The sequence below is a fragment of the Burkholderia sp. Cy-637 genome, from assembly GCF_011753175.1.
Classification (GTDB): Bacteria; Pseudomonadota; Gammaproteobacteria; order Burkholderiales; family Burkholderiaceae; genus Burkholderia; species Burkholderia gladioli.
The window spans coordinates 1-2554 of the sequence record NZ_VWWC01000336.1 but is presented as its reverse complement, the minus strand read 5'-3'; the positions used below and the strand labels follow the sequence as shown (position 1 = coordinate 2554).

The following is a 2554-nucleotide window of genomic DNA, read 5'->3' as shown; positions in this document are numbered from 1 at the left end:
CGCCGGTCGACGGCCTGATCGCCAGCAGCCGCGCCAGCGCCGGCAGCGTGCCCGCGGCCGGCAGCGCGGTGTTCACCCTGATCCCGGGCGGCCGGCTCGAATGGCGGGCCCAGGTGGGGATGCGCGAGATCGCCGCGGTGCACGAGCGGCAGCAGGCCGTGATCACCGCGCCCGACGGCAGCAGTGTGGTCGGCACGGTGCGGCGCGTCTCGCCGCTGCTCGACCCGGCCACCCTCACCGGCATCGTCTATGTCGATCTGCCGGCCTCGTCCGCGCTGAAGGCGGGCGGCGTGGCCTCGGGCATCCTGGCCGGTGCGCCGGCCGAGGTCAGCACGCTGCCCGCCAGCGCGATCGTCACGCGCGACGGCTTCGACTACGCCTGGCGCGTCGACGACACGCACCACGTGCACGCGCTCAAGCTCAGCACCGGGCAGCGCCGCGACGGCCGCGTCGAGGTGCTGGCCGGCCTGCCGCCCGGCGCGCGCGTGGTCGAGCGCGGCGCCGGCCTGCTCGACGAGGGCGATCGGGTGGCGGTGGTCGAGGCGGGCGCGATGCAGCGGGCCGACGCGCGATGAACGTCTCCGCCTGGTCGATCCGCCGGCCGCTGCCCGCCGTGCTGCTGTTTCTCGCGCTGTGCATCGGCGGGCTGGTCGGCTTCGGTTCGCTGCCGGTCACCGAGCTGCCGGTGGTGGAGATCCCGCAGATCGTGGTCGATGCGCAGTGGCCCGGCACGCCGGCCGGCCAGGTCGAGCGCGAACTCACGCGCGTGATCGAGCAGGCGGTGGCCGGCACCGGCCGCGTGCGCCATGTGCTGTCGCAGGTCAGCGAGGGGCAGTCGCATACCACCATCGAATTCGAGCCCGAGCGCAAGCGCGCCGAGGCGCTCGACGCGGTGCGCGCCGCCGTGGCGCGCGTGCGCGATCGCCTGCCGCCGGGCGTGCGCGACCCGGTGGTGCGCGCCGACGGCACCGAGAACCTGATGTTCCTGCTGGTGGTGTCCTCCACGCGGCGCGACGCGCTCGACCTGAGCCGCTTCGTGGACACCGAGCTGAATCGCGCGCTGGCCGCGGTGCCGGGCGTGGGCAGCGTGAAGCGGCAGGGCGGCGCCGCGCGCGAGATCGAGGTCGGGCTCGACCCGGTCGCGCTGCGTGCCCTGCATCTGGATGCCGGCACCGTGGCCGCCCAGGTGGCCGGGCTGGTGGAGGACACCCAGGCCGGGCGCATCGCGCTGGACGGCACCGAGCGGCCCCTGCAATGGCGCGCCAGCGCCACCGGGGTGGCCGCGTTGGCCGACGCCAGCCTGTCGCTCAAGGAGGGCCGCGCGGTGCGCCTGGCCGATCTCGCCAGCGTGCGCGACACGGCGGCGCGGCCCACCGAGCTGGCCCTGCTCGACGGCCGCCCGGTGATCGGGGTGCAGGTGATGCAGCGCGAGGACGCCGACGAGACGCGCGCCGCGCGCGGCGTGCAGGCGGCCGTCGCCGCGCTGCGCGTCGCGCATCCGGACATCGCCATCGACACCTTCACCGACAACGTGGCCCCGGTCAACGAGGTGTACCGCCATGCGATGCGCGCGCTCTACGAGGGCTGCGCGCTCGCGGTGGTGGTGGTCTGGCTGTTCCTGCGCGACTGGCGCGCCACCCTGGTGTCGGCCGCCGCGTTGCCGCTGTCGGTGGTGCCCACCTTCCTGGTGCTGGCCTGGCTCGGCTTCTCGCTGAACCAGTTGACCATGCTGGCGCTGATCCTGGTGATCGGGGTGCTGGTGGACGATGCGATCGTCGAGGTCGAGAACATCGCCCGCCACCTGGCGATGGGCAAGTCGCCGCGGCAGGCCGCCTTCGACGCGGCCGAGGAAATCGGCATGGCGGTGATCGCCACCTCGCTGACCCTGGTCGCGGTATTCCTGCCGACCTCGTTCATGACCGGCACGGTCGGCCGCTACTTCATGCAGTTCGGCTGGACCGCGGCGGCGGCCGTGCTGGTCTCGCTCGGCGTGGCGCGCCTGCTGACCCCGGCGATGGCCGCGCGCTACCTGCGCCCGGCCGCGCATGCGCCGCGCGAGGGGCGCCTGATGGCGCGCTACCTGAAGGCGGTGAACTGGTGCCTGGGCCATCCGTGGCGCTGCGCGGCCGGCGGCCTGGTCTTCGTGCTGGCCTCGGTGGCCGCGCTGGCCGCGCTGCCGCAGAGCTTCTTTCCGCAGGAGGACGGCACGCAGATCATCGTCGACGTGGCGAGCGATCCCGGCAGCGGCCTGGCGGCCACGCGCGAGGCGGCCGAGGCCGCGCGCCGCGCGAGCGCCGGCATCGACGAGATCGCCTCGGTCTACACCACCGTGGGCGCGGCCGGCGACGCCGGCGCGGCGGACACCGCCAGGCTGACTCTCGCGCTGAAGCCGTTCGCCGAGCGCAAGCGCAGCCAGACCGAGATCGAGGAACTGCTGCGCCGCCGGTTCGCGCTCGTGCCCGGCGCGCGCGTGACGATCGACGACAGCCGGGCGGCGCGCTCCACCGCCGTGGTGCTGGCGGGCCGCGACGGCGCGGCGCTCGATGCGGCCGCA

At 75.0% G+C, this 2554-nt stretch carries 2 protein-coding genes; both read left to right on the top strand.

The window, feature by feature from the left end:
- The coding region (locus F3J10_RS35205; RefSeq protein ID WP_167244012.1) for an HlyD family efflux transporter periplasmic adaptor subunit at positions 1 to 575 on the top strand (575 nt) is incomplete at its 5' end.
- On the top strand, positions 572 to 2554 hold a 1983-nt coding region (locus tag F3J10_RS35200), incomplete at its 3' end, for an efflux RND transporter permease subunit (RefSeq protein ID WP_167244011.1). The genes F3J10_RS35205 and F3J10_RS35200, both read left to right, overlap by 4 nt.